The sequence below is a fragment of the Azohydromonas sediminis genome (assembly GCF_003574675.1).
GTDB classification, from domain to species: domain Bacteria; phylum Pseudomonadota; class Gammaproteobacteria; order Burkholderiales; family Burkholderiaceae_C; genus Calidifontimicrobium; species Calidifontimicrobium sediminis.
On sequence record NZ_QOAZ01000090.1, the window covers coordinates 1 to 1055 of the forward strand.

The following is a 1055-nucleotide window of genomic DNA, read 5'->3' on the forward strand; positions in this document are numbered from 1 at the left end:
GCTGTACCTGCAGGCTCGCGAGCGCCACCCGCGCCGCTGGTCGGGCGTCACGCGCAACTGGACGCCCATCGCTGCGGTGACTCTGAACCCTGAACGCGACGCCGTCGTCAAGGCACGCTCGGGGTGCGTCGATACGCAGCCACTGGCTGCATGAACGAGGCGACAACTACCTTGACGCGCGCCGCAGGGCCACGTTGTCGGGAGCAGCCACACCCTTGCGGACAAGCAGGTCTCTCGCCATGAAGGCGTGCACCGTTCGTTCCTGCCCATTCAGTACAGGTCGCGAACATTGGTTTCCCAGTGCCTCGATGCTCTGCACCTCAGCCACGACGGCACCTCTGGCGTTCAGCTGTCTGGCAAGGGCCTGGTGGATTTGGTGGTGACCGCCGTCGCAGCCGCTGAGAAAGATCACGGCGGGCTTGGCGTCGGGGCGCCGCCTGGGCGCGTAGATGTAGACAGCGACCTCCTTTTCGCCTTGGGTGGCGACGACGTAGGGCCGGATCGTGTCCCGTTCGATCCGGCCTTCGAGCATGGCGAAATTTGGTGGGGTGGCGCACCCCGCCAGGAACCACGAAAGCAGAGCAATGAGCGCTGTCCTTGCCATGGGCTTGCCTTAAACGCTTACGCTCTTATTGACGTTCCGGTACATGCTTGACGCCTCAGAACGCCAACTCGGCCTGCTTCCAATAAGCGCGCACCAGCGTCGGGCGGCGCTGCATGGACTTCAGCCGCCGACGCGCGTAGTCGCTGACTTCGCCGATGTCCTTGGCGCAGAAGTTGGCGATCTCGTGCTTCTTCAGGTAGGCCCAGATGGCCGGCGATGTCCCAAAGTCTGTTGAACGCGTGAGCTGAGGTGGCGGCTCCTTCGACCCGCATGCGAGAGCATGCGGGTTGCCTCGCAAGCAACCGAAGGAGCCACCGAGATGAAGTCTCACACGAAGTCGTCGTTGCGGGCCGTGCCCGCTGCGCAGGTTCAGATCTCGCTGCCCGTGCAGGGCGTGCTGCGCGATGTCCGCCACGCCTTCCTGGGCCTGTGCATCGACGCCGGCCAGAAG

General features: G+C 64.5%; 2 protein-coding genes and 1 pseudogene. 1 reads left to right on the forward strand and 2 read right to left on the reverse strand.

Annotated elements, in window-relative coordinates; genetic code table 11:
- Positions 1-166: 166 nt before the first annotated feature.
- Both DRV96_RS17750 and DRV96_RS18895 read right to left on the reverse strand, forming a co-directional pair.
- Complete coding sequence (locus tag DRV96_RS17750; RefSeq protein WP_162911147.1) at positions 167-532, reverse strand: hypothetical protein; 366 nt, start codon at positions 530-532, stop codon at positions 167-169.
- A gap of 127 nt (positions 533-659) precedes the next feature.
- The gene (locus DRV96_RS18895; RefSeq protein WP_419187070.1) at positions 660-902 is read right to left on the reverse strand and encodes a hypothetical protein; all 243 of its coding nucleotides are present in this window, start codon (positions 900-902) and stop codon (positions 660-662) included.
- Between the two features lie 21 nt (positions 903-923).
- On the opposite strand from DRV96_RS18895, the pseudogene DRV96_RS18900 reads away from it, so the two are divergent.
- Positions 924-1055 (forward strand): annotated as a pseudogene (locus tag DRV96_RS18900) (IS256 family transposase); the annotation flags it as partial.